This is a genomic window from Actinoallomurus sp. CA-142502, assembly GCF_050936355.1.
Taxonomy (GTDB): domain Bacteria; phylum Actinomycetota; class Actinomycetes; order Streptosporangiales; family Streptosporangiaceae; genus Actinoallomurus; species Actinoallomurus iriomotensis.
Genome location: NZ_JBNJMY010000001.1, coordinates 3,463,665 through 3,487,222, shown reverse-complemented (window position 1 = coordinate 3,487,222; position 23,558 = coordinate 3,463,665). Strand labels below are relative to the sequence as shown.

At 71.7% G+C, this 23,558-nt stretch carries 21 protein-coding genes; 4 read left to right on the top strand and 17 right to left on the bottom strand.

Going from position 1 to position 23,558, the window contains the following annotated elements:
• Nucleotides 1-27 precede the first annotated feature (27 nt).
• Nucleotides 28-807, top strand: coding sequence for a DNA-formamidopyrimidine glycosylase family protein (locus tag ACQEV1_RS16945; RefSeq protein WP_433394663.1), 780 nt, complete (start codon nt 28-30; stop codon nt 805-807).
• Nucleotides 808-821: 14 nt separating this feature from the next.
• On the opposite strand, the gene ACQEV1_RS16940 is transcribed toward ACQEV1_RS16945, so the two are convergent.
• The 15 genes from ACQEV1_RS16940 to ACQEV1_RS16870 form a co-directional block, all read right to left on the bottom strand.
• On the bottom strand, nt 822-1,289 hold the full coding sequence (locus ACQEV1_RS16940) for a Dps family protein (protein ID WP_285617507.1): 468 nt from the start codon (nt 1,287-1,289) through the stop codon (nt 822-824).
• A 170-nt stretch (nt 1,290-1,459) separates the two neighbouring features.
• A complete protein-coding gene (locus ACQEV1_RS16935) occupies nt 1,460-1,828 on the bottom strand; it encodes a helix-turn-helix domain-containing protein (RefSeq protein WP_285580770.1) in 369 nt (122 codons plus the stop codon).
• Between the two features lie 112 nt (nt 1,829-1,940).
• Nucleotides 1,941-3,221 carry a CinA family nicotinamide mononucleotide deamidase-related protein gene (locus ACQEV1_RS16930; RefSeq protein ID WP_285617508.1) on the bottom strand — a complete coding sequence of 427 codons (1,281 nt, stop codon included), beginning with the start codon at nt 3,219-3,221 and terminating at the stop codon, nt 1,941-1,943.
• Nucleotides 3,187-3,810 (bottom strand): CDP-alcohol phosphatidyltransferase family protein, encoded by a 624-nt coding sequence (locus tag ACQEV1_RS16925; RefSeq protein WP_432705519.1) that lies wholly within the window; start codon nt 3,808-3,810, stop codon nt 3,187-3,189. The genes ACQEV1_RS16930 and ACQEV1_RS16925 overlap by 35 nt, the downstream gene beginning before the upstream one ends.
• The gene (gene rimO, locus ACQEV1_RS16920; protein ID WP_433394662.1) at nt 3,807-5,231 is read right to left on the bottom strand and encodes a 30S ribosomal protein S12 methylthiotransferase RimO; all 1,425 of its coding nucleotides are present in this window, start codon (nt 5,229-5,231) and stop codon (nt 3,807-3,809) included. The genes ACQEV1_RS16925 and rimO overlap by 4 nt, the downstream gene beginning before the upstream one ends.
• A 138-nt stretch (nt 5,232-5,369) precedes the next feature.
• A complete protein-coding gene (locus tag ACQEV1_RS16915) occupies nt 5,370-7,088 on the bottom strand; it encodes a zinc ribbon domain-containing protein (RefSeq protein WP_433394661.1) in 1,719 nt (572 codons plus the stop codon).
• Nucleotides 7,089-7,591: 503 nt separating this feature from the next.
• Nucleotides 7,592-8,416: a helix-turn-helix domain-containing protein gene (locus ACQEV1_RS16910; RefSeq protein ID WP_433394660.1), complete on the bottom strand. Its 825-nt coding sequence runs from the start codon at nt 8,414-8,416 to the stop codon at nt 7,592-7,594.
• 136 nt (nt 8,417-8,552) lie between these two features.
• Nucleotides 8,553-11,126: a DNA translocase FtsK gene (locus ACQEV1_RS16905; protein ID WP_433394659.1), complete on the bottom strand. Its 2,574-nt coding sequence runs from the start codon at nt 11,124-11,126 to the stop codon at nt 8,553-8,555.
• Between the two features lie 722 nt (nt 11,127-11,848).
• On the bottom strand, nt 11,849-13,528 hold the full coding sequence (locus tag ACQEV1_RS16900) for a ribonuclease J (RefSeq protein ID WP_285617512.1): 1,680 nt from the start codon (nt 13,526-13,528) through the stop codon (nt 11,849-11,851).
• Nucleotides 13,529-13,648: 120 nt separating this feature from the next.
• Nucleotides 13,649-14,587 carry a 4-hydroxy-tetrahydrodipicolinate synthase gene (gene dapA, locus ACQEV1_RS16895; RefSeq protein WP_433394658.1) on the bottom strand — a complete coding sequence of 313 codons (939 nt, stop codon included), beginning with the start codon at nt 14,585-14,587 and terminating at the stop codon, nt 13,649-13,651.
• Nucleotides 14,588-15,369: 782 nt separating this feature from the next.
• Nucleotides 15,370-15,561 carry a hypothetical protein gene (locus ACQEV1_RS16890; protein WP_285617515.1) on the bottom strand — a complete coding sequence of 64 codons (192 nt, stop codon included), beginning with the start codon at nt 15,559-15,561 and terminating at the stop codon, nt 15,370-15,372.
• 429 nt (nt 15,562-15,990) lie between these two features.
• The gene (locus tag ACQEV1_RS16885) at nt 15,991-17,043 is read right to left on the bottom strand and encodes a hypothetical protein (RefSeq protein ID WP_433394657.1); all 1,053 of its coding nucleotides are present in this window, start codon (nt 17,041-17,043) and stop codon (nt 15,991-15,993) included.
• A gap of 42 nt (nt 17,044-17,085) precedes the next feature.
• On the bottom strand, nt 17,086-17,526 hold the full coding sequence (locus tag ACQEV1_RS16880; RefSeq protein WP_433394656.1) for a hypothetical protein: 441 nt from the start codon (nt 17,524-17,526) through the stop codon (nt 17,086-17,088).
• Nucleotides 17,527-17,640: 114 nt separating this feature from the next.
• Complete coding sequence (locus ACQEV1_RS16875) at nt 17,641-18,669, bottom strand: hypothetical protein (protein ID WP_285617519.1); 1,029 nt, start codon at nt 18,667-18,669, stop codon at nt 17,641-17,643.
• Nucleotides 18,662-19,642, bottom strand: coding sequence for a DMT family transporter (locus tag ACQEV1_RS16870; protein WP_285617520.1), 981 nt, complete (start codon nt 19,640-19,642; stop codon nt 18,662-18,664). The genes ACQEV1_RS16875 and ACQEV1_RS16870 overlap by 8 nt, the downstream gene beginning before the upstream one ends.
• Here ACQEV1_RS16870 and ACQEV1_RS16865 point away from each other — a divergent pair.
• The 3 genes from ACQEV1_RS16865 to ACQEV1_RS16855 all read left to right on the top strand — a co-directional run bounded on the left by ACQEV1_RS16865 (nt 19,641) and on the right by ACQEV1_RS16855 (nt 22,192).
• Nucleotides 19,641-21,038, top strand: coding sequence for a PLP-dependent aminotransferase family protein (locus ACQEV1_RS16865; RefSeq protein WP_433394655.1), 1,398 nt, complete (start codon nt 19,641-19,643; stop codon nt 21,036-21,038). The two genes, ACQEV1_RS16870 and ACQEV1_RS16865, sit on opposite strands and share 2 nt — an antisense overlap.
• Nucleotides 21,039-21,101: 63 nt before the next feature.
• Nucleotides 21,102-21,617, top strand: coding sequence for a CGNR zinc finger domain-containing protein (locus ACQEV1_RS16860; protein ID WP_285617522.1), 516 nt, complete (start codon nt 21,102-21,104; stop codon nt 21,615-21,617).
• 38 nt (nt 21,618-21,655) lie between these two features.
• Nucleotides 21,656-22,192: an N-acetyltransferase family protein gene (locus ACQEV1_RS16855; protein ID WP_433394654.1), complete on the top strand. Its 537-nt coding sequence runs from the start codon at nt 21,656-21,658 to the stop codon at nt 22,190-22,192.
• A 141-nt stretch (nt 22,193-22,333) separates the two neighbouring features.
• Here the strand turns inward: ACQEV1_RS16855 and ung are convergent, their stop codons facing one another.
• The gene (ung, locus tag ACQEV1_RS16850; protein WP_433394653.1) at nt 22,334-23,026 is read right to left on the bottom strand and encodes a uracil-DNA glycosylase; all 693 of its coding nucleotides are present in this window, start codon (nt 23,024-23,026) and stop codon (nt 22,334-22,336) included.
• Nucleotides 23,027-23,062: 36 nt separating this feature from the next.
• Nucleotides 23,063-23,533 (bottom strand): MarR family winged helix-turn-helix transcriptional regulator, encoded by a 471-nt coding sequence (locus ACQEV1_RS16845; RefSeq protein WP_285617546.1) that lies wholly within the window; start codon nt 23,531-23,533, stop codon nt 23,063-23,065.
• Between the last annotated feature and the right edge of the window lie 25 nt (nt 23,534-23,558).

Genomic DNA, 23,558 nt, shown 5'->3' with positions numbered 1-23,558 from the left:
CCGCCCGCGAACGCCGTGGTGTGAGCGATGCCCGAGGGTGACGTCGTCTGGGCCGCCGCCCGTCGCCTGCACGAGGCGCTGGCCGGGCGCGTGCTCACGCGCAGCGACTTCCGCGTTCCGCGAGCGGCCACCGCCGACCTCACCGGGCGTTCCGTGCTGGAGGTGGTCCCTCGCGGGAAACACCTGCTCACCCGGGTCGAGGGCGGCCTGACGGTGCACACGCATCTGCGCATGGAGGGCAGCTGGCGCATCCGGCCGGCGAGTGCGCCGGTCCCCCGCGACCATCGGGTGCGTCTCGTCCTCGCCAACGCCGAGTGGCAGGCCGTCGGGTACTCCCTGGGCATCGTGGAACTCATCCGCACCGGTCAAGAGTCACGGGTGGTCGGCCATCTGGGCCCCGACCTGCTCGGCCCCGACTGGGACCCGGCCGAGGCCGTACGCCGGCTGCGCGAGGATCCCGCCCGCCCGATCGGTGAGGCGCTGCTCGACCAGACCCGGCTCGCCGGCATCGGCAACCTCTACAAGGCCGAGACGCTGTTCCTGCGCGGCGTCGACCCATGGCGTCCGGTCGGCGAGGTCGACGACCTCGAAGGCATGGTCGAACTGGCCCGCCGGCTCCTGGACGCGAACAAGGAGCGCGTCGACCAGAGCACGACGGGCACGAAACGCCCCGGCGAGACCACGTGGGTGTACGGACGGCGCACCTGCCGGCGCTGCGGTGGCCGGATCAGGCGCGCCGACCAGGGCGGCCCCGCACAGGAGCGTGTCACCTTCTGGTGCCCCACCTGCCAGCCCGGCGGGGCCTGAGACCCCACCGGAGCTCAGCGCTGGACCGCGAACATCCAGTGCTGCTTGTCCAGTTCCTGGGCCGTCGCGATCAGGATGTCCTGCGTCACCAGGTCCGTCTCGTCGAGCTTCTCGATGCGCTCGCGGAAGCGCTTGCCCATCTCCCCCAGCATGTCGGTGATGGCGGCGATCACCTTGTCATCGGGCAGCCACCCGGTCTCGAACTGGTGCAGCTTGGTCTGATCGGCCACCGTACGCGCCCGGCCGTCCGGGTTGACGCCGATCGCGGACGCTCGTTCGGCGACCGTGTCCGCGGCCTCACGCGCCAGGTCGACGACCTCGTCGAGCTGGAGATGAACCGAGCGGAAGCTGCGTCCGGTGAGGTTCCAGTGCGCCTGCTTGGCGGACAGGTGCAGGTCGATCAGGTCGACCAGGGTCTCCTGCAAGATCGTTCCGGTCGTCCTGCGCGCCTCATCCGAGAGCGAGCTCTTGACCGTCGTCATCGCCAGGTCTCCTTTCACCAGAGTGACAACCTCACTACTGGCGGAACTTCCCCCCGATCCAGCGGATAACCGTGATGTGGGTTACGTAAAGGTTGGCTGGTCAGACGACGAATGCCCCACTCCGCGCGGGCGCGGAGTGGGGCATCGGATGCCGTGGGCGGGACCTTGACTCAGGCCGCCACCATGTCGGCGCGGAGTGCGCTCTCGATCGTCTCCGGAGTCGCCGGGATGCTGTCCGCCGTAATGGGCTCGCCGTCGAGACGCTCGTGCTCCGGCGCACCCGACATCACCGGCTCCTGCTGGAGCTCGGCCAGCGCGAGCTGGTCCGAGACGTCACGCAGGACGTGTGAGAGGGGCACCCCGAGGGCCTTGCAGATCGAGGCGAGCAGCTCGGAAGAGGCTTCTTTCTGTCCGCGTTCGACCTCGGACAGATAACCCAGCGACACTCTCGCCGCCGCCGAAACCTCCCGGAGGGTACGGCCTTGGCGCAGCCGCAGCTGCCGGAGAACGTCACCGAGCAGCTGACGAAGCAGGACCATGTCTCGCTCCCTCCGATGAGTCCTGACCCTTCTTGTGGTTCCACCGTACCTGTCTTGACGAGGCAGGTGGCAGACCGAAGCTTTCGTGTTCGCTTCCGACGTAACGCTGTAATCAGCCTGGTTCTTCCCGATCTTCCGCCCAGCCCGGCCACGGATCACTTCCCGCCAGCCCGAGCATGACACGCCGTAGCAGGTCAAGGGCGTGTACGACCGTCATCTCGCGGACCATCGCCCGCGCGCGCTCGCCGTCGGCGGGCACCGGAAGGGCCGGCGAACATGTGGCGACGGCGCCGCCGGAATCGGCCACGGCGACGTGCACGGTGCCCACCGGATGCCCGTCCTGGGGCTCCGGACCCGCCACACCGGTCACCGCGAGGCCGTAGGAGGCGCCCAGACGCTCCCGTACGCCCCAGGCCATCGCCACCGCCACATCGGGATGTACGGCCCCGTGAGCCGCCAGAAGCTCCTCCGGCACGCCGAGGAGCGCGTGTTTGAGCGGCGTGGCGTAGGCGATCACTCCGCCCGCGAACGTCGCGGACGAGCCCGGCATGGCGGTCAGCCGCCCGCCGAGCAGGCCGCCGGTGAGCGACTCGGCCACGGCCACGGTCGCGTCGCGCTCGGCCAGCAGGCCGTGCACGACCCGGTCGAGGGTCACCTCGCCCGCGCCGTACAGCGACGAGCCGAGCAGCTCGCGCGCCGCCTCCTGCGCGGCCGCCAGCCGGTCGGCGCCGCGCGCCTCGATCCGTACCCGTACCTCGCCGGGCGAGGCGTAGTAGGCGAGCTTGACGCCGGGCATCGCCTCGACCGGGGCCAGCCGGTCGGCGACCACCGACTCCCAGATCGTCGCCGTGCGCAGCACGCAGGCGGACACGACCGCACCGGCCAGCTCCGGCAGCACGGACTGCTCGGCGATCGCCCGCATCTCCGACGGCACACCGGGCAGCGCGTACACCACGCCGCCCGGCAGGCTCAGCCGCAGGCCGGGCGCGCTTCCGGCCGGGTTGGGCAGCAGGGTGGCGCCGTCGGGCACGTCCGCCATGCGCAGGGCGTCCGGGCGCAGCGGCACGTGGCGCTCGGCGGCGCGCTCGCGCAGGCGGCGTTCGACGCCGGGATCGCGGTGGAGCGACACGCCGGCGGCGCCGGCCAGGGCCTCACGCGTCATGTCGTCGGAGGTCGGCCCGAGACCGCCCGTCATGATGACCGCGTCGGCGCGCCGGAGTGCCTCCCCCAGCGCCCCGGCGATGACGTCGAGATCGTCGGGGACCACCGTGCTGCGCGTGACCTCGGCGCCCGCCTCGGTCAGCCGCCACCCGAGCCAGGTGGCGTTCCCGTTGGCGGTGTCGCCGCGCAGCAGCTCGTCACCGACCGTCAGCAGTTCGACCCGCGCGGCCATCGACCCACAGCCTCCATGCCTTGACGACATAATCCAGTCCGGTCACGACCGTGACGAGCACGGCCGCGCCCATCGTCACCCACCGGAGCACGTCGATGGGCCCCGGCATCACATAGAACCCGATGGCGAACACCTGCAGCATCGTTTTGAGCTTGCCGCCCCGGCTCGCCGCCATGACGCCGTACCGGATGACGACGAACCGCAGCAGGGTGATGCCGATCTCCCGTACGAGGATCACGACGGTGACCCACCACCACAGGTCGCCCAGCAGCGACAGGCCGACCAGCGCCGACCCGGTCAGGGCCTTGTCCGCGATCGGATCGGCGATCTTGCCGAAGTCGGTGACGAGGCCCCGGCTGCGGGCGAGCTGCCCGTCGACGCGGTCGGTGAAGGAGGCCGCCGCGAAGACCACCAGCGCCCCGATCCGCCACCAGGTGCCGTCGGTGAACAGCAGCCAGAGGAACACCGGCACGAGCAGGAGACGCACGACCGTCAGCAGGTTGGCGATGTTGAGCAGCCCCGCCTGCGCCGCGACCGGAGCGGCGATCGGATCGCCTCCCGCCCCGATCGGTTTCTGACCGGCCGTCAACGCTCGTCCACGACGGCGAGAAGATCGACGCCCATCGCCTCGACGACGCGAGCCCGGACGATCTCGCCGACCGGCGCGTCGCCCTTGAGCGTCACCACGCCGTCGATCTCGGGGGCCTGGTGTGCCGCGCGGCCCTCGCCGGGCTCCTCCACGAGGACCTCAACGGTCTGCCCCAGGCGTTCTTCGGCGCGCTGGGCGGTCAGCTCCTCGGCGAGCACAGACAGGTCGGCGACCCGGGCGGCCACCTCCTCATCGTCGACCTTGCCGGTGAACCCGGCCGCCTCGGTGCCCTCCTCGTCGGAGTAGCCGAACACGCCGATCACGTCGAGCCGCGCCGCGGTGAGGAACCGGGCCAGCTCGTCGACGTCCTCCTCGGTCTCGCCGGGGAAGCCGACGATGAAGTTGGACCGTACGCCGGCCTCCGGCGCGAGCTCACGGACGCGCTCCAGCAGGCCGAGGAAGCGCTCGGTGTCGCCGAACCGGCGCATCCGCCGCAGCAGGGGGCCGCTGGCGTGCTGGAACGACAGGTCGAAGTAGGGCGCCACACCGGGTGTCGTGGCGATCGTCTCCAGCAGGCCGGGGCGCAGCTCCGCCGGCTGGAGGTAGCTCACGCGGACCCGCTCGATGCCCTCCACCGCCGCGAGCTCGGGCAGCAGGGTCTCCAGCAGCCGCAGGTCGCCCAGGTCCTTGCCGTACGAGGTGGAGTTCTCGCTGACGAGAATGATCTCGCGGACGCCCTGGCCGGCCAGCCAGCGCGCCTCCTCCAGCACCTCGGTCGGCCGCCGAGAGACGTACGCGCCGCGGAACGCCGGAATCGCGCAGAAGGTGCATCGTCGGTCGCAGCCGGAGGCGAGCTTGAGCGGCGCGGCCGGGCCGCCGCCGAGCCGGCGGCGCAGCACCCGTGGCCCGGACGCCGGCGCGACGCCCTCCGGCAGGTCGGGCGCCGAACCGTGCCCGGGGACGTGCACGTGGGTGCCGGACCGCTCCGTCGGAGTGAGCGGCAGCAGCTTCCGGCGGTCCTGGGGCTTGTGGGAGCGGTGCCCGCGGCCGGTCAGGACGTCGTCGAGCCGCTCGCCGATCGCGGCGTAGTCGTCGAAGCTCAGCACCGCGTCGGCCTCGGGCAGCGACTCGGCCAGCTCCGCGCCGTACCGCTCGGCGAGGCAGCCCGCCGCGACGACCTTCGCGCCGGAGTCCGACGCGGCCAGGAGGGTGTCGATGGAGTCCTTCTTCGCGGCGTCGATGAAGCCGCAGGTGTTGACGAGGACGACCGAGGCGTCACCGGAGTCGTCCAGCGTCCAGCCGGCGCTCTCCAGCCGCGCCGCGAGCTCCTCGGAGTCGACCTCGTTGCGCGCGCACCCGAGAGTGACGAGCGAGACGGAGCGGCGGTCCGCCGATGTCGCGGACTGGTCGGCGGTGCTCACGCGGAGCGCTCCCCTCTCGCCGGGCGCGCGGCGAGGGCGAGCACGGGCTCAGTTCGACGGGTGGACATGCCCCATACGGTACTGGTCCCGCAAGGACGACAGGAGGTCAGCGTCTCTGATCAGTTTTGGGATCCGTGGTCATCTGGGGTGTTGTGACTGGGGGATCTGTCCACCGGGGTGGGGTGGGGTGGCGTGGGCGTGTAGGTGGAAGCCTGCGCCCAGTGCCGCTCCTTTGGGTCGGTGCCGTGGACGGTTCCGACTGGTGGGGGTGCTTGAGCTGATCGTGTGCACGGGTGTGCGCGCGCCCTGGTGCCGGCAGGCCGCCCGGGGCGGTCTGGGGTCCGTGTGAGCGTGTCCCTCCGGACGCTGACCCGCCGGCCCGCGGGGGCCGGGGGTGGAGGGTGCCCCGCGTCGCCTGGGCACGGGGCGTGGGGATCGGTGCGGGGTGGGTCCGGTCTTGGACCGATCACCCCCGCTGGCCTGGTGTTGCCGGGTCGTGGTCGAGGTGAGGACCGCGCCCGTTTCGAGGGTGTCGATGACGCGGGGGATGGCCATGTGGCCGGTGCCGCGATCAACGGTGGTGGTGTGCTGGTGGGTCAGGCCACGGGCGGCGATGCGCCGCCAGGCGCCGTGGTCGCGGTCGCCTTGCCAGCCGCACTGCGGGTCGGGGCAGATCACCCATTTCCATCCGGGTGTGGCAGGCCGGTCGGGTGCCTTGCAGTGCCGCAAAGGGACCAGGCACTGCGGGCAGTGCTTGGAGGTGTGGCGGGCGGGGACGGTGACCACGGCGATGCCGGTCTCGGCGGCCAGGTGCCGCATGTTTTCGGCGATCTGCCCGCGCACGGTCTGGGACAGGCGGGTGTTGAGGGTGCGGCCCATGCCTTTGGCCTCCATCGACCGCAGGTCTTCTAGGTAGATCACGCTCGCGCCGACGGCGATCGCCTGATCCACCGCCCAGCGTGCGGCCGACCAGGCCAGCGCGTCGTTCAAACCGGACCGCCGGTCGGCCACGTGTCGGCGTTCGGCCGCCAACACGGCGTGCTTGGCGGCCAGGTGGTGACCCTCCCGATCGCCGATGAGGCGGGCGTAGGTGTCGGTTTTGGCGTGCAGGCGTTCGCCGTGGCGGCGTAGCCGGTGCTGCCGGGCCATCACCCCACCGGCCCGGAACATCGCCCCCGCCCCCAACGCGGTGATGGTGCCGTCGGGATGCAGACGGCAGGCCCCGGCACTCACCAGGGTGTTCAGCCCCCAGTCCACCCCCAGCGCCGTCGTGTGACCCATCGGCTCAGCCTTGGGGACGGGATGAGAGAACGCCAGGTCCACGCGTACTTTGTGGCCCTGCGGGCGGAGTGTGGGCAGGTGCAGCACCGCACCAGGCGGGACGGTGGGCGCCAACGTGATCGGGCAGGCCACCCAAACCCAGTCGGCGTAGGAGCACGGATCCGGACGCACAGGCAGTTGCAGCCGCAGCAGCACCCTGGCCGGGTCCTCTTCGGCGCGTTCCAAGGTGGCCTGCTGGCGGTCCACCGCCGCCAGCACCAGCATCCGCGCCGCACGCGGCACCTCTTCCAGCTCGAACACATCCACCGGAAACCGCCCATGCCTGTCGGCAAAGGCCGTGATCTGCCTCGTCCGCGCTTTGATCACGCTGCCGGGCAGGGACCGGCCGCCGGGGACCGCTTCCCGGACGGCGTCCCACTCGGCCTGCGTGCGTTTGCCCGCCTCGGCGGGCCAGGTCCTCAAGATTCCGGCGGTCAGCTGGGCGCGATGCTGCGCACCACGCAGGATCCGCCCGGCCTGTTCCTGCGCCATCCGCACGATCCGGTCATTGACCTTGAGTCCCGCAGGGATCTCCACACCCCAACCCAAACGCCGCAACGCCATCCACGCATTCGACGGCAGCACCCGGCGCCATCCACCCCACCGGCCAGCACCGCCACATCACCGGCATTCCAACGCCCGGCCAGCAAAGCCGCGACCATCCCCGCGACCAGATCCGCAGCCCACCCCACCCGCTCGGCCACCACCCGCGCGGTCAGAGCCTCACCGGTCTTCTCATCAACCCCGCCACGCAGCAACATCCGGGCGGTCGCGGTCCGGGCCACCTGGCCCTCAGCCAGCGGAAGTTTCCGGCTCACACGACACCACCGGATGACACGCAACCAAGCATGTACGCACAGTAACAATCCGTGTCAGCGTTCCGTACGATGATTCGAAAATTCGAGCGAAGCCAGCTCGTCAGAACATCGACCACCTACCCGGGAAACCCCCCGAGCGCATCCCGCTTTCGCCATCTTGAGCAGCCACAGCAACCCAACACCCTCTTGTGACCGCTATGTACGAATCGCTAAGGGAACCCGTTAGCCTTTGCGCGGCACCTGTGGGGAGGGCGAGTGGCCGGCCTTGAGCGGATCACGGGGGCCGTAGCTCAGCCGGATGACCTGACCGGTCTCGCCGGGGGCGCCGACGTCCTTGCCGTTGACCGTCACCCGGACGCCGCCGCCGTTGCCGATCAGCAGCCGGATGCGCTTCTTTGACTTCCACTCCTCGCTCTGCCCAGCGCGGATCATGCCGCTGAACAGCTCCTTGCCCTTGGCGTCGCGGACGTTGAGCCAGCTCGCGCGTTTCGCCTTGACCCGTACGGTGACGTCCTTGCGGGGCGCCGGCGACGGCGACACGGTGTGGTTGCGGGGAGCCGGTTTGGCGGTCGCGGGGGCCGCCGCCCGCTGGGCCGCGTGGTGTTCGTCGTGCCCGGTCGCGACCCGGACGATGCCGTAGAGCGCGACGAGGACGAGCGCGACGATCATGGCGGCGCTCCAGTTGGGCGCGCGCCGCTCACGGAAGCGTACGGGCGTCTCGGGCTCGAACGCCTGCCGCGCCGGGATCGCCTGCGGTGATCCGCCGTGCGCGTCGTCGTACCGGCCGATGAGGGGCTCGGGATCGATTCCGGTGGCCCGGGCGATGCTGCGGATGTGCCCGCGCGCGTAGAAGTTGCCGCCGCACAGGGTGTAGTCGTCGCGTTCGATGGCGTTGATCACGGTCTCGCGGATGCGGGTCCGGTCGGCCACCTGCCCGACGGTCAGCCCGGCGTCCCGTCGCGCCTTCGCGAGGGTGTCGCCGATGCTCGACGCGCCTTCGTCGCCGGCGCCGTCGCCAACGACAGTTCCCTCGCTCCGCTCCGTCACGGCACCTCCTGGGAACCTCGTGGCGTACACGCGATGACGTCGCCCGAATCGTCCTTCGCTACCGCTGAGTCTATGAAGGCCGGTCGCCGGAAGCGACGTGCAACGCTGTTACTTCAGCTACCCAAGATCTCCGTCGCTACTCGCCGCGCAGCGATGCCAGCACGCCCGGTAGATCGTCGGGTTTGACCAAGACATCGCGTGCCTTCGACCCCTCGCTGGGACCGACGATGGAACGGCTCTCCAGAAGGTCCATGAGACGTCCGGCCTTGGCGAAACCGACGCGCAGTTTCCGCTGGAGCATCGAGGTCGAGCCGAACTGGCTGGAGACGATCAGCTCGGCGGCCTGGACGAGCAGCTCGAGGTCGTCGCCGATGTCCTCGTCGATCTCCTTCTTGCGCTGATCGTTCGCCGCGACGTCCTCGCGGTAGTCGGGCTCGGCCTGCTTCTTGCAGTGCTCGACGACGTCATGAATCTCTTTTTCGGAGACGTAGGCGTTCTGCAGCCGCATCGGCTTGCTCGCGCCCATCGGCAGGAACAGCGCGTCACCCTGGCCGACGAGCTTCTCCGCGCCGGGCTGGTCGAGGATGACGCGGCTGTCGGCCAGGCTCGAGGTGGCGAACGCCAGCCGCGACGGGACGTTCGCCTTGATCAGGCCGGTCACCACGTCGACGCTCGGCCGCTGGGTGGCGAGCACCAGGTGGATGCCCGCGGCGCGGGCGAGCTGGGTGATGCGCACGACGGAGTCCTCGACGTCGCGCGGCGCGACCATCATCAGGTCGGCCAGCTCGTCCACGATCACCAGGAGGTACGGGTAGGGCTGGTAGACCCGCTCGCTGCCCGGGGGCGCGGTGAGCTTGCCGGCCAGCACGCCCTTGTTGAAGTCGTCGATGTGCCGGTATCCGGAGGCCGCCAGGTCGTCGTAGCGGCGGTCCATCTCCCCCACCACCCACTGCAGCGCCTCGGCCGCCTTCTTCGGGTTGGTGATGATCGGGGTGATCAGGTGCGGGATGCCGGCGTAGGAGGTCAGCTCGACGCGCTTGGGGTCGACCAGCACCATGCGCACCTCGTCCGGCGTCGCGCGCATGAGGATCGACGTGATGAGCCCGTTGATGCACGTCGACTTACCGGCGCCGGTCGCACCCGCGATGAGCATGTGCGGCATCTTGGCCAGGTTGGCCACGACCGTACGGCCCTCGACGTCCTTGCCGAGCCCGACGACCATCGGATGGTGGTCGTTGACCGCAATCGGGGCGCGCAGCGTGTCGCCGAGGCTGACGATGTCCTTGTCGGTGTTGGGGATCTCGACGCCGATCGCGGCCTTGCCGGGGATCGGCGAGATGATCCGCACGTCGGCGCTCTTGACCGCGAGCGCGATGTTCTTGGTCAGCGCGGTGATGCGCTCGACCTTGACCGCGGGCCCCAGCTCGATCTCGTACCGGGTGATCGTCGGGCCACGGGTGAAGCCGGTCACCTGCGCGTCCACGCCGAACTGGTCGAGCACCTCCGACAGCGCGTTCACGACGGTGTCATTGGCCTTGGTGCGCGGCTTGACGATCGATCCGGGCTTGAGCTTGCCGGCCGGCGGCAGGGTGTAATCGCCGCTGACGCCGGAGGAGGAGAGGGTGAGCTGCTCGGAGCTCTTCGGCGGCGGCGTGTGGTCCGGCGGCTCGGGCGGCGCGAAGACCTCGGTCGGCTCCGGCTCGAAGAGGTCGTCGGCGAGGCTCGGGCCGTCGTCCTCCTCCTCTTCCGGCTCTTCCGGTGCGCCGGTGCCCGAGACGACCGGGGTGTCGTACGGCTTCTTGTGGTCGCCGACCTCGACGTCGCGTTTGCGCTTCTTGCCCCGCGTCTTCTGCTCCTCCTCGGCGACGATCTCGTCGCCCTCGGGGAGCAGCGGATCGCGGAGCAGGATCCGGTCGCGGAACGCGAGGAGACGCTCGGGGACCTGGTGCACCGGTGTCGCGGTGACCACGAGCAGGCCGAAGGCGGCCACCAGCAGCAGGAGCGGCACCGCGACCCAGCCGGTCACCGTGCTCGTGAGGGGCGCCGACAGCAGCCAGCCGATGAGCCCGCCGGAACCCTGCAGCGCGCGCTCGCCCGCGTCGGGGTACGGCGTGCCGTGCGCGGCGTGGACGACGCCGAGGATGCCGCCGATGAGCGCGGAACAGCCGACGGTGAGGCGCCCGCCGTCGCCGTTGTGTCCCGGATGACGCAGCATCCGCCAGGCCAGCAGCGCGAACATCACCGGCAGCAGCCCGGCGAGCGTGCCGAAGCCGTCCCGCACGGCGCGGCCGAAGTACTTGATCAGTCCGGTGTGCGGCGTCCACCAGGTCGCGGCGGCGAGCACGATGGCCAGCCCGAGGTTGGCCAGGCCGACGCCGTCCCTGCGGTGCTCCTCGTCGAGGTCGCGCGCGCTCTGCCCGAACCGGCGCACCACCGCGCCGACGGACCGGGCGAGCATCAGCCAGACCCCGGCGATGACGCGGTAGATGCCGAGCATCAGCTGGGCGAGCGGATCGGGCCGCTGCGGCCGGCTCTTCGCGGCGGGGCGTTTGGCGGCCGGACGCTTGGCCGAGGACGCCGGCCGACGGGCCGCCGGCGCCGCCTTACGGGCGGCCGGCTTGGCGGACCCCGAGTTGCGGGCCGCAGGCTTACGCGCGTTGCCACGCGTGCCTGAGGAGCGTTTGGCGCCCCCTGGCGTACGTGTGGCCATGATGGTGAGACTAACGGCTATGCCCGATGGGTTCCCTTGTGCGCCAACGGCGTGTCGCGCGGAAAAGAGACCACGAGCCTCCCGGCCGAAGCCCCCGGGAGACCAACGCGTGTGGTGAGGCCCGGTGGTGAGGCCCGGTGGTGAGGCCCGGTGGTGAGGCCCGGTGGTGAGGCCCGGTGGTGAGGCCCGGTGGTGAGGCCCGGTGGTGAGGCCCGGTGGTGAGGCCCGGCGGTGAGGCCCGGCGGTGAGGCCCGGCGGTGAGGCCCGGCGGTGAGACCCGGCGGTGAGACCCGGCGGTGAGACCCGGCGGTGAGACCCGGCGGTGAGACCCGGCGGTGAGACCCGGCGGTGAGACCCGGCGGTGAGACCCGGCGGTGAGACCCGGCGGTGAGACCCGGCGGTGAGACCCGGCGGTGAGACCCGGCGGTGAGACCCGGCGGTGAGACCCGGCGGTGAGACCCGGCGGTGAGACCCGGCGGTGAGACCCGGCGGTGAGACCCGGCGGTGAGACCCGGCGGTGAGACCCGGCGGTGAGACCCGGCGGTGAGACCCTCCCGCCCGGGGGCCGATCCCACTTCCATTGTCCAGCCCGGAGGCCGGCCGGCGGAAGCTTCTCCGGTGGCTGTGGATAACCGGCCACCTCCGCCGCGCTGCCGGGAGCGCCCGGCCGGTCCTCAGGGACCGGCCGGGAACCGCCTGTGGGCGTCGCGCGGCGAGGTCTCTCAGACCTCGACGATGACCGGGATGATCATCGGTCGGCGGCCGAAGGACTCGTTCACCCAGCGGCCCGCCGTACGGCGGACGAGCTGGCGGAGCTGGTGGGCGTCGTTGATCCCGTCGGCCGCGGCGGACTCCAGGACCTCGTCCAGACGGGGGATCACGGCCTCGAAGCTGTCGATGCCCGCGCCGCGGGCGTGGATCTCCGGGCCGCCCAGTACCTTGCCGCTCGACGAGTCGATGACCACCACCACGGACACGAAGCCCTCGTCGCCGAGGATGCGCCGGTCCTTCAGCGAGGTCTCGGTGATCTCGCCGACCGACAGGCCGTCGACGTAGACGTAGCCGGCGCGGACCGCCCCGACGATCTTGGCCTGCCCGTCGACCAGGTCGACCACGACGCCGTCCTCGGCGATGACGATGTTCTCGTCCGGCACGCCGGTGAGCGCGGCGAGCCGCGCGTGCGCGCTGAGGTGCCGCCACTCGCCGTGTATCGGCATGAAGTTGCCGGGGCGCGTCATGTTGAGCACGTACAGCAGCTCGCCGGCCGGCGCGTGTCCCGAGACGTGCACCAGGGCATTGCCCTTGTGCACGACGCGGGCGCCCCAGCGGGTCAGGCCGTTGATCACGCGGTTGACGGCGTTCTCGTTGCCCGGGATGAGCGACGAGGCGAGGATCACCGTGTCGCCCTGCTCGATGCGGATCTGGTGGTCGCGGTTGGCCATCCGGGACAGCGCCGACATCGGCTCGCCCTGCGAACCGGTGCAGACGAGGACGATCTCCTCGCCCGGCAGGTCGTCCATCTCCTTCTGCTCGATCAGGATGCCGGCGGGTACCCGCAGGTAGCCGAGATCGCGTGCCACGCCCATGTTGCGCACCATCGACCGGCCGACGAAGCAGACCTTGCGGCCGCTCTCGTGCGCGGCGTCGAGCACCTGCTGCACGCGGTGCACGTGCGAGGCGAAGCAGGCGACGATGGCGCGCTTCTGCGCGATCCGCAGCACGTCGCTCAGCACGATGCCGATGTCACGCTCGCTGGTGACGAACCCCGGGACCTCGGCGTTCGTGGAGTCCGACAGCAGCAGGTCGATGCCCTCGGCGCCGAGCCGGGCGAAGCCGCCGAGGTCGGTGAGCCGGCCGTCGAGCGGCAACTGGTCCATCTTGAAGTCGCCGGTCGCCAGGACCAGGCCCGCCGCCGTACGGATGGCGACCGCCAGCGCGTCCGGGATGGAGTGGTTGACCGCCAGGAACTCACAGGAGAACGGGCCGAACGACCGCGTCTCCCCCTCGCGTACCTGAACGGTGGTCGGCTTGATGCGGTGCTCGGTGAGCTTGGCCTCCAGCAGCGCCAGCGTGAGCCGCGAACCGATCAGCGGGATGTCGGGCCGCTCGCGCAGGAGGTACGGCACGCCGCCGATGTGGTCCTCGTGCCCGTGCGTCAGCACGATGCCCTCGATGTCGTCGAGGCGGTCCCGTATGTAGTCGAAGTCGGGCAGGATCAGGTCGACGCCGGGCTGTTCGGACTCGGGGAACAGCACCCCGCAGTCGACGATCAGCAGACGGCCGCCGAACTCGAAGACCGTCATGTTGCGGCCGATCTCGCCCAGCCCGCCGAGCGGCACGATCCGCAGTCCGCCATCGGGCAGTGCGGGCGGCGACCCCAGCTCAGGGTGTGGATGACTCATCGGATCCCCCGCTTCTCATCCGACGGCACGGGGGCATATTCATGCGCGTTCGTCACGCGCCCTCCTAGCTTCGATCGCGGCACGCCCCTCCGGCGGTACCGCGTGGTGCCTGTGGTCCTCTCACGGACCCTCCAAGACCTTGACGCCGCCGGCGATGAGGTCCTCCCTCAGCGCGGCGGTGAACTCCGGCGTCGCGTCCACCAGCGGGGGCCGTACGGCGCCTCCGGGCTGGCCGACGAGCGACAGCGCGGCCTTCACCGCGATCACGCCCTGCGTACGGGTCATGATCGCGGTGGTGACCGGGATCAGCCGGCGATGGATCCGCCGGGCCCGGTCCACGTCTCCACCGAGGTAGGCGTCGATCATCTCGTGCAGATCGGCGCCGACCACGTGTCCGACGACACTGACGAACCCGGCCGCTCCGAGGGAGAGCCAGGGAAGGTTCAGGGCGTCGTCTCCGGAGTAGAACACCAGGTCCGTCTCGGCCATCACCCGCGAGGCCGCGAACATGTCGCCCTTGGCCTCCTTGACCGCGATGATCCGCGGGTGCTCCGCGAGGCGCAGCAGCGTCTCGGGGGCGATGGGTGTGCCGGTACGGCCTGGAATGTCGTAGAGCATCACCGGGAGTTCGGTCGCGTCGGCCACGGTCGTGAAGTGGCGCGCGAGGCCCTCCTGCGGCGGCTTGTTGTAGTACGGCGTGACGACCAGCAACCCGTCGGCGCCGGCGGCCTCCGCCTGGCGCGCCAGCTTCAGGGTGTGCACGGTGTTGTTGGTACCCACGCCCGCCACCACGTGCGCGCGGTCGCCGACGGCCTCGATGACGGTGCGCAGCAGCCGCTCGTCCTCGGCGTCGGTCGTGGTGGGCGACTCGCCGGTCGTACCGCTGACGACGAGCCCGTCGTTGCGCTGATGATCGACGAGGTAGGCGGCCAGCCGGGCCGCCCCGTCGTAGTCGACGGCGCCGTCGGCCGTCATCGGTGTGACCATCGCGGTGAGCATCCGGCCGAAGGGCGCCGCGTCGTCGCGCTCCTGCGGCACAGCGTTCGTGCTGGGTGCCATGTTCCGAACTTACCGGGCATCGCCCCCGCTGGGGACCCGCGGGCACCCCCGTGTCGCCTTCTTACCGCCCGTGAGCTCCTGTAACGAAGATGACGCCGCCAGAACACGCTCGGGGGTACATGTTCTGACGGCGTCTTCTGATCAATCGTCTCTCACAAAACCGGCGTTACCGGTGAACCTTGGCGGGCTTTCGTGCGTTGAAGAGAGTGGGACGAGGTTCCGCCGGGGTCTGGCGGGGCTGGCGGAGCCTCTCCCGGCGGAGGATGCGCGCCTCGGTTCGCCGGGGTCTGGGGCTCTCTCGCGCCGATCACCCACCCGATCGGCGCACCCGCGGCCGAGGCGCGCGCATCCTTCTCCCACCCCCCGACCTGCGCCGATGGTTATCCACAGGCGCGCGAAGACGTTCCGCTGGCAGGTGCCGGCGCTGGACAATAAGAGTGGGGTCGCCCCCCTGGGCGGGCGGGGTCCACGACGGGCGGGGTCCACGACGGGCGGGTCCACGACGGGCGGGTCCACGAACGGGTCATGTCCTCATCGAGTGGGCGCGATCGTCCCGTGTGGGTTCTTCAGAGGGTTCTCGATCAGCGGTTCGTCGCCGCTCTTCCGCACCGCTGGAAGCGGGTGAGGGTCTTGCTCATCGGCGGAGTCCGACGGAGACCGGGGCGTCCTCACCGGTTCGGGTGTCCGCTCGATCGCCCGGCCGCGCATTGCTCCGGCTCTGCGCGGCCGCGCACATTCTCTGTCCTCGCCCGCTAACCGGGCGTGTGCATCCTCACGGACCCTCAGCCCTCATGTCCGGCCGCGAGGTGCTCGTCGAGCCGCGACTTGAGCTCTTCGGGGCTCAGGGCGCGGAAGAACTCGTTGCCGCGCACCGCCCACCAGTGGCCCGAACCGCCCAATCCGAACCTCCAGCCGGAGTAGTCGGACGCCAGCTCCTGAAGCCGGCCGTCCGCCGGGCCGACCATGTGCCTCATGCTCATCCTTCTCCGAACCTCCCTACACCGCCATCCGCCACGACCAGCGCAACGGTCCCCCGAATACTTCCCCCAGGCAAGGGGGTTTGATCGCGGGATGACCGCTTGTGACGCCGACAAGATCATTCTTGCGAGCAAGACGATGGCACGACGCGCCAAAGTCCAGGCAATTCGCGAGCGATGTAACTAAATCGTGACAACTGCTTGTCCTTGCGGACCCGGCGGCCGCTCGGACGCCAGTTGCAATGCCCGGTGCAAGTTTCATCGACAAACGCGCCGCAGGGCACGCGGTAGGCCTCGCCGCACGCCCCACCGAATGACCCATCGCGGCAGGTCAGAGCATAAACCGGGTACATCACCGTTCGATACCGTGTCGCCGGGCCGGTTCGCTCGCGAACACGCGTCGGCGTCCACCTCATGGGACGCGACTCATCCCCCCGGTCGGCCCCGATTCGCACGGTTGTGATCAATCTCATCCCTGCCGATTCCCAGCCATTCCCTCCGGTATGTCGCCCAGTCGCGCGCGCTGGTGGTCCAGTCCGCGTAGACGCCCACCCCGTACGGTCGCCGCGGAGGGCGCGGCAGGGCGTCGATCCCCTGCCGTACGCCGCGCAGCGCGGTGGGCAGGTCCTCCGCCCACGGTGTCGTGGTCCGGTAGGTCGGCACGCCCATGAAGACCGTGACCCGGTCGCCGAGGAGGGCCAGGATCCGCTCGGTGTGGTGGGCGAAGTGCCATCCCGCGAGCGCCTGTGCCGGCGCCTCCGAGTCGTACGTCATGATCGCGAGCTGGTCGACGCGACTCGCCACGGCGCGCAGGTAGGCCCCGGTGGGCCGCGGGGGGTAGTCGATTCCCACGCGCGGCAGCAGCGCGCGGAACACCGGCGCCTCCCAGTCCTCCAGGGGCGGCTGCTCGAGCGCCGTCGAGAGCAGCCGCCCCCGGTCACGAGTGAGCTCGTGGGTGCGGGCCAGCAGGTCGAGGAAGTCGCGGTCGCCGGAGTAGACGGGCTCGATGTCGTAGTGGATGCCGGCGAAGCCCACGGCGAGCAGCGCCCGGTCGGTGTCGAGGATCCGGGCCCGGGTCCCCGGGTCGCCGAGGTCGAGCGGGCCGCCCCCGGCGCGCTCCACCTGGCCCACGTACGCCTGGGCGCGTACCCCGGGAGCGAGGCGGCGCATCGCCGACAGCAGCTCACCGGCGTGCCGGTACCGGGACGGGGGGATCCGCCCGTCACCCTCCAGCGGTCCCGCGTGGAAGAAGACGTCGGTGATGCGGTTCGTCGCCAGGGTCGCCGCGAGCGCGCGGTAGTCGGCCTCGGTGTGCGGTTCGCCGACCCACTGGTGGCGCGCCCACAGGGCGTTCGCCGTGCCCCCGTACGCCCGGGGCTCCCGCTGCCACGCGAACCAGGTCTGGGCGAAGAAGACGGCGAGCGCGCCGAGGAGCACCGCCACCGCCCACGCCGCGCACCGCAGGGTCTTCCTGATCATCTCCGGTGAGACGTGCGGAGCGGGCCGGGGGTTCGGCCCGGATCAGCGGTGGCGCGGCTCGGTCACGGTCGTGTAGGTGGTCACCGGCGCGCCTCCACCGAGTTTGCGCAGCTGGAACATGCGGAGCTCGAGCAGCGCGGAGCCCAGCGCCCAGATGACGGCGTACAGCACGACCGCGGCGACACACCGGCGCAGCAGCGGATGACGCCGGCGCGGCGGCGCGGGCGCGGGCGGCCAGTCGGGCCCGTAGTCCATGAACCGGCTCGTGTCGTCGGCGTCCCGGCGCCGGGTGGGCGCGCGGCTCGCCAGCCGGGCGGCGCGCTCCAGGAGCGCGGAGAACCGGCCCTGTTCGCGGATACGGGCCAGCGACACCCGCCGTACGGCCGGGCTCGCGGCGGCGGACGCGGGCGGTCCGGTCTCCTCGTCCCGTACGCGGCCGGACCGACGGATGTCCGGACGGCGACGAGGCGTCCAGCAGGCCATGGCCTCCCCCGGCGTCTCCACTGGAACCGGAGCGCGGGACCTGCGCTCCGGTGCATCGATCCTTACCCGGCTCGAAGCCTCGTTAGTCTCTCGCGTCGCCGGTCCGAGTGGGAGTCAGAAGACCGGGATGATGTCCTGCGGATCGATGTTCGAGACGTCGACGCCGCCGATGTCGAGTTCGGGAATGGCCGGGAAGGCGATCCCCCAGCGTTCGACGATGGCCCGGACGCGGGCCATCGCGACGCGCCAGTTCTCCGCCTGCTCTTCGAAGGACAGCACGCCGAGACCCGCGTCGCGGGCGTAGGACATCAGCACCCGGTGGTTGGGCAGGAAGTACGGCGGCAGGTCCCAGAAGCCCTCGGGCGGCTCCCACAGGATCATCGACAGGAAGACGAAGCCGGCCCGGAGCTGCTTGGTGATCAGGCCGCGGGTGTCGTCGGTCAGGCCCGGCCACTCGTTCTCCAGGATGGTCATGCAGATCTGCAGGTGACGTGACTCGTCGCGGCCGATGCGCTGGAACATCTCCCCGAAGACGGGGTGCCGGGTGCCCGAGGCCATCCCGCGGAACAGGGTGGAGGCGGCCATCTCCCCCATCATGAAGCTGGTGAACAGCACCGGGAGCGAGTAGCGGGTGACGGCGGTGGTGTAGCCGTTCCAGTAGCGCCCGCCGTTGTGGTACAGCCAGCCGATGTTGTTGTGCGCGGCCTTCTCCAGGTCCGTCTTGGGCTCCCAGTCGAGCGGCCCGCCGGGCCACAGCCTGGCGATCGTCCGCTGGCAGCACTCCTCGTGGTTCATCTCGTCGCGCGTGATCGAGAAGAAGCACTTGCGGACCGGGTCCTCCTCGTGCTTCTCGAACGCCTGGATCGTGGCGCGCGCGAAGACCGCCGGCCCGGACGCGTCGAAGTTGGCCAGCACCGAGAACCAGTACATGATCCCGAGCCGTTGCTCGACGGTGAAGTCCTCCGGCCGCAGCTCGTTCCAGGGCAGGTCGGCGGGGTTCCAGACGACGCGCTTGGACTTCTCGTAGATCGCCGCGAGCTTGTCGGTCTCGACGTGCCACTCCATCGGATAGATGTTCGGCTGCGGCACGTCGGGCGCGGGCCAGAAGCCGCCCTCGGGGATCGTCAGCTTCCTGTCATCCATCCGCCGCTCCTCGTCGCGAGACAGCCCCTGGTGCCACCGTACGTCGGCCCGTGGTCGACGCCGTCCTCTCCCGCGAGACCCGTGCGCGCTGGGCGAGCAGGACGCACACCAGCACGCCGGCCGCGGCCGTCACCGTGCTCATTCCCGCGTGCTCGCCGAGCAACAGCCACGACCAGACCAGAGTCAGGAGCGGCTGGGCCAGCTGCACCTGGCTCGCCCGGGCGACCCCGGCCCTGGCCAGGCCGGAGTACCAGGCGAAGAACCCCAGGAACATCGACACCGCCGCGAGGTAGGCCAGGCCCGCCACGGCCGGGGGGCTCCAGCGCGGCGGCTCGGCGGCGATCAGCACGGCCGTGACCGGCACGGTCACGGGCGCCGCGAGGATCAGCGCCCAGCTCACCACCGCGCCGCCGGGCATGGTCCGCGCGAGGCGCCCGCCCTCGGCGTACCCCAGCCCCGCGGTCACCAGCGCGCCGAACAGGAACAGGTCCGCGGCCGAGAGACGCCCCGGACCGTTCCGCAGCGTGAAGGCCACCACGCAGCCCGCGCCGGCCACGCTCGCGGTCCAGAAGAACCACGACGGCCGCTCCCCCACGCGTACGACGGCGAAGACGGCCGTGGTGACGGGCAGCAGCCCCACCACCACGGCGGCGTGCGAGGCGGAGGCGCCGTGGCCGAGCGCGAGGGTGGACAGCACCGGGAAGCCGAAGACGACGCCGACCGCGACCACCGCCAGCGCGACCCACTGCCGTCCGCGCGGGCGCGGCGCGCGCGTGAGGCGCAGCGCGACCACGGCCAGCACGGCCGCGATCGCGGCCCGCCCCAGGCCGATCGTGTACGGGCCGAAGCCGCGCAGCGCGAGGGCGGTGGCCGGCAGGGTGAAGGAGAAGGCCAGGACGCCGAGGGCCGCGGCGGCGAGCCCGCCGGAAGGCGCTATCGAGGGGGAGGCAGTAGCGCTATCGTCATCTTTCATGGAAGACGATAGCAGTATCGCCACGCTCGCCGCCGAGCTGCGCGGCGCCGTGGCGAGGCTGCGGCCCGGCGACCGCCTGCCCTCGAGCCGCGCGCTCATGGCCCGCCACCAGGTCAGCCCGGTCACGGTGTCGCGGGCGATCGGGCTGCTCAGCGCGGAGGGCTTGGTCGTGACCCGCCCCGGCAGCGGCACGTACGTGGCGGAGCGCGCCGTCCCCCGCGCCCCCGCGGACCTCTCCTACGGCTGGCAGGCCGTGACGCTCGCCGACCGCACGGTGGACGCGGCGGGCGTGCTGGGTCTGCTGTCGGCGCCCGCCGACGGAGTGATCACACTGAGCGGCGGCTACCTCCCGCCGGAGCTCCAGCCCGGGCAGGCGCTGGCCACGGCCGCCGCGCGCGCGGTACGGCGGCCGGGGGCGTGGGAGCGCCCGCCGCTCTACGGGCTGCGGGGGCTGAGGGAGTGGTTCGCCCGCACCGCCGGCGGCGACGTGACGGCGGCCGACGTCACCGTCACCGGCGGCGGGCAGGCCGCCGTGACGCTCGCCCTGCGGGCGCTGCTGCCGCCCGGCGCGCCGCTGCTGGTCGAGTCGCCGACCTATCCGGGCGCGCTGGACGCGGCGCGGGCGGCGGGGCTGCGGCCCGTCCCCGTGCCGGTCGACCATGACGGCCTGCGCACGGAGCTGCTCGCCGACGCGTTCGCCGCCACCGGCGCGCGGGCCGTCTACTGCCAGCCGACGTTCCACAACCCGACCGGTGCCGTGCTCGCCCCGGAACGCCGGACGCGGGTGCTCGACGTGGCGCGCGCCGCGGGGGCGTTCGTGATCGAGGACGACTTCGCCCGCCACCTGGCGATCGATCCGCCGCCGCCGTCGCTGGTCTCCGCCGACCGCGAGGGCCGGGTCGTGCACATCTCCTCGCTGACGAAGGCGACCGCGCCGAGCGTACGGGTCGCCGCCGTGGTCGCCCGCGGCCCGGTGGCCGAGCGCATCCGGGCGACCCAGCTGGTCGACTCCTTCTTCGTCGCCCGGCCGCTCCAGGAGACCGCGCTCGAGCTCGTCGGGTCTCCCGCGTGGCCGCGCCACCTTCGCGCCGTGAGCGAGGCGCTGCGGCGGCGGCGCGACGCGCTCGTGTCCGCGATGGCCGCGCACGGCCTGCGCCCGATCCTCGTGCCGCGCGGCGGCCTGCACGTATGGATGGCGCTGCCGGCCGGCACGGACGACGTGGCGCTCGCCGAGGCCGCGCTCCGCGCGGGCGTGCTCGTCAGCGCGGGCCGCCGCTACTTCCCCGCCGAGCCGGCCGGGCCGCACGTACGGCTGAGTCACGGATCGCCCGGCGGCGAGGCCGAGTTCGCCCGTGGCGTGGCGATCCTGGCCGGCCTGCTCGCCGAGAACGGGTAGTCTCCGGCGACCGGTGACCGGCGTTCGCCGGTGTCGCCGGCCGTCGTCAGCGAGGAGGGGCGGATGAGCGGCCCGGAGCACGCGCTGCTGGTGCGCGACTTCGTCAACACCTACGACATGCAGTGCGACATCGAGGAGTTCGGCGCACCCTCCGACCTCAGCGGCTGGCTGGCCGAGCGCGGCCTGGTGGCGTCCGGCGCGTCCGCGAACGAGTCCGACCTGGGCCTGGCGGTCGCGCTGCGCGAGGGACTGCGGACGGCGATGATCGACCGGCCACGGCCGGAGCTGGAGGGCCTGCTCGCCGCCCTGCCGGTACGCGTGTCGCTCGACGGTCCCCGGCTGGTACCGCTCCATCGCGGGGTTCGCGGCGGGCTCGCCCGGGTGGCGGCGGCGGTCATGGCGAGTGCGGCCGACGGCACGTGGGAACGCCTCAAGGCGTGCCGGGCGACGGGGTGCCGCTGGGCGTTCCTCGACACCTCCAAGAACCGCTCCCGCGCGTGGTGTTCGATGCGCATGTGCGGCAACCGCACCAAGACCCGCGCGTACCGCGAACGCCGGCGCCGGGACGCGGTGCCCTAGAGTGCCACTCGCCGTCAATCAGGGAACGGAAGCGGGCGTTGAGCGTAGTAGGGGTACGAGCGGCCTATCCGGGCGACGTCGAGGCCGTCGCGGACATCCAGGTGCGCGCCTGGCGCGAGGGCTACGGCGCGGTCATCCCGCCGGCGGCGCTGGCCGAGATGACCGGGCCGGAGGCGCTCGGCCTGTGGCGCGAGCGCTGGGCCGAGGCGGTCGCGGCGCCGCCCAGCCCCCGGCACCGGCTGCTCGTGGCCGTCGACGAGGGGGTCATCACGGGCTTCGCGGCGCACGCCCCGGCCGGCGACCCCGACCAGGACCCCGCGACGACCGGTGAGCTCCTGACGCTCCTGGTCGACCCGTCGCGGCGGCGGGCGGGCCACGGCAGCAGGCTGCTCGCCGCGACCGTGGACCATCTGCGCGACGACGGCTGCACGACGGCGGTCGCCTGGGTGTTCGCGGCCGACGACGTGCTGCGGACCTTCCTCGTGTCGGCCGGCTGGGCGCCGGACGGCGCCCACAGCAAGGTCGACATGGGGGAACCCGTCGCGATGGTCCGCCTCCACACCGCCATCGCCTGATCCACGGGCTTGAACCCTCCGCTGCGCCGCGCGGGCGATGTGGCGGGACCACGGCGAAGAACTCGGGCGGAGCCTGCCGTGGCCCGCGGGCCGGATGCGCGAACTGCTGAACCACCTCGAGCGGGCTCGGGCGTCCGGCGTCTAGAAGATCTTCTGGTCGAGGGTCCAGTCGATCTCCGGGCGGCCGGCGTCGGTCAGCGCCTTGTTGACGGCGCTGAACGGGCGCGTGCCGAGGAAGCCGCGAGGGTTCATCGGGCTGGGGTGGCCGGCCTCCAGGACGACGTGCCGGGGGTTGGTGACGAGGTCGCGCTTCTTGCGCGCGTACGCGCCCCAGAGCACGAACACGATGCGCTCGTCCGTCGCGTCCAGGGCCCGGATCACCGCGTCGGTGAACTCCTCCCAGCCCTTGCCCGCGTGCGAGCCCGCCTTGCCGGCGCGTACGGTCAGGACCGCGTTGAGCAGCAGCACGCCCCGCTCCGCCCACGGCGTCAGGTCGCCGCCGGCCGGCATCGGGACGCCGAGGTCGTCGCGCAGCTCCTTGAAGACGTTGCGGAGCGACGGCGGCACGCGCACGCCCTCGCGGACGCTGAAGCTCAGCCCGTGGGCCTGCCCGGGGCCGTGGTAGGGGTCCTGGCCGAGGATCAGCACCCGTACGTCGTCCGGCGAGCACAGCCGGAACGCGTTGAACAGGTCGGGCAGCGCGGGGTAGACGACCTGTCCGTCGTACTCGGCGGCCACGAAGTCGCCGAGGCGCCGCGTGGCCTCGGCGTCGAGCAACGGCTCGATCAGGTCACGCCACTTGTCCGGCAGGAACTCGAGGAGATCGAAGGGCATGTGCCGAAACTAACAGTGCCCACCGACAGCGGACGCTCAGAACCGCGGATCGTCCGGGCCCGCGTCGTCCTCCTGCAGACGGGTCACGGTGTCGAGCAGGAACCGGCGTACGGCGGCCTCGTCGGCGGGCGCCAGATGGTCGAGCAGGGGCTCGATCTGACGGTCGGCCGCGTCCTGCACCTGCCGGAGGTGGCGGTGGCCGCTCTCGGTGAGCGCCAGGCGTACGAGCCGGCGGTCGGAGTCGTCGCGGCACCGCACGATCCAGCCGGAACGCGCCAGGTGCTCTACCGTGTGATTGAGGGTCGAGGGCGCCACGCCACAGCGACGGGCCAGCTCACGCTGGGTCAGCGCGTAGCCCTGTTCGAGGTAGGCCAGCACCGCCAGACCGTGCGGCGTCAGGCCGTGACTCCCCATGAAGCGCTGCCGGCGCAGGGCCACGACATGACCGGCCACCGCCAGCAGACGGGACAGCGACATGTGTTCGGGGTCGGCCTCGGAGGCGCGCACGGCGACATTGTCCGTGCTCAGCGCC

Bases quoted from the DNA above. Each gene is read 5' to 3' on its own strand.
- ACQEV1_RS16935 (WP_285580770.1), bottom strand. From the start codon at position 1,828: ATGGTCCTGCTTCGTCAGCTGCTCGGTGACGTTCTCCGGCAGCTGCGG.
- ACQEV1_RS16900 (WP_285617512.1), bottom strand. From the start codon at position 13,528: ATGAGTCATCCACACCCTGAGCTGGGGTCGCCGCCCGCACTGCCCGAT.
- ACQEV1_RS16875 (WP_285617519.1), bottom strand. From the start codon at position 18,669: ATGGATGACAGGAAGCTGACGATCCCCGAGGGCGGCTTCTGGCCCGCG.
- ACQEV1_RS16885 (WP_433394657.1), bottom strand. From the start codon at position 17,043: ATGATCAGGAAGACCCTGCGGTGCGCGGCGTGGGCGGTGGCGGTGCTC.
- ACQEV1_RS16940 (WP_285617507.1), bottom strand. From the start codon at position 1,289: ATGACGACGGTCAAGAGCTCGCTCTCGGATGAGGCGCGCAGGACGACC.
- ACQEV1_RS16865 (WP_433394655.1), top strand. From the start codon at position 19,641: ATGGAAGACGATAGCAGTATCGCCACGCTCGCCGCCGAGCTGCGCGGC.
- ACQEV1_RS16860 (WP_285617522.1), top strand. From the start codon at position 21,102: ATGAGCGGCCCGGAGCACGCGCTGCTGGTGCGCGACTTCGTCAACACC.
- ACQEV1_RS16880 (WP_433394656.1), bottom strand. From the start codon at position 17,526: ATGGCCTGCTGGACGCCTCGTCGCCGTCCGGACATCCGTCGGTCCGGC.
- ACQEV1_RS16870 (WP_285617520.1), bottom strand. From the start codon at position 19,642: ATGAAAGATGACGATAGCGCTACTGCCTCCCCCTCGATAGCGCCTTCC.
- ACQEV1_RS16930 (WP_285617508.1), bottom strand. From the start codon at position 3,221: ATGGCCGCGCGGGTCGAACTGCTGACGGTCGGTGACGAGCTGCTGCGC.
- ACQEV1_RS16905 (WP_433394659.1), bottom strand. From the start codon at position 11,126: ATGGCCACACGTACGCCAGGGGGCGCCAAACGCTCCTCAGGCACGCGT.
- ung (WP_433394653.1), bottom strand. From the start codon at position 23,026: ATGCCCTTCGATCTCCTCGAGTTCCTGCCGGACAAGTGGCGTGACCTG.
- ACQEV1_RS16945 (WP_433394663.1), top strand. From the start codon at position 28: ATGCCCGAGGGTGACGTCGTCTGGGCCGCCGCCCGTCGCCTGCACGAG.
- dapA (WP_433394658.1), bottom strand. From the start codon at position 14,587: ATGGCACCCAGCACGAACGCTGTGCCGCAGGAGCGCGACGACGCGGCG.
- ACQEV1_RS16890 (WP_285617515.1), bottom strand. From the start codon at position 15,561: ATGAGGCACATGGTCGGCCCGGCGGACGGCCGGCTTCAGGAGCTGGCG.